The organism is bacterium, assembly GCA_029210545.1.
In the GTDB taxonomy this organism is placed as follows: Bacteria; BMS3Abin14; BMS3Abin14; order BMS3Abin14; family BMS3Abin14; genus JARGFV01.
In genome coordinates this window covers 1-596 of sequence record JARGFV010000224.1, presented here as the reverse complement: position 1 = coordinate 596, position 596 = coordinate 1, and the positions used below count along the sequence as shown (strand labels likewise).

Here is a 596-nt window from a genome sequence, read left to right as displayed (position 1 = left end):
CAACGCTCTTTACACGGCCTACAAGGGCGTTCAGAGGGACGTTAAGGAAAAACAGGCCTACCAGGTGCCCCTTCACATCAGGAACGCTCCTACGCGACTTATGAAAGACCTGGATTACGGCAAGGGGTACGAATATTCCCACGATATGCCGGAGGGGGTGTCGGTTCACAGTTTTTTCCCGGAGGAGTTGGGGGAGAGGAAATACTACTCTCCTTCGCTCCATGGAAAGGAAAAGTGGATAGGGGAAAGACTGAAAGAGCTGAAGGAAAAGGTGAGGCGGCTGCGGAAAGATCCCGTGGGTGAGTAGAGCGTACGTGCGTAAGGTCCTTACGCAATCACGCTCCACGCAGGCACGCAGGCACGAAGATTCGGGGAGGGAAGAGCTGGGGTATCGGCGTGTCGGGGAAAAACCTAAGATTGTCATTACGAGAAGCATCGAGTAGGTCGAGAGGGACGCGGCAATCTGATTGAAATAGAGCGCAGTACGCATTACGCAGAGCGCAGAACGTAGAATATACGGATAAGGGATCACTGATCACGGATTACCATTTTGGATCTTGGATCTATTTTTGGATCCTGGATCGAATCCTTCCTTG

General features: G+C 52.0%; 1 protein-coding gene. It reads left to right on the top strand.

The window, feature by feature from the left end; all coding sequences use genetic code 11:
- On the top strand, positions 1-307 hold a 307-nt coding region (locus tag P1S46_12420; GenBank protein MDF1537267.1), incomplete at its 5' end, for a recombination factor protein RarA.
- Positions 308-596 lie beyond the last annotated feature (289 nt).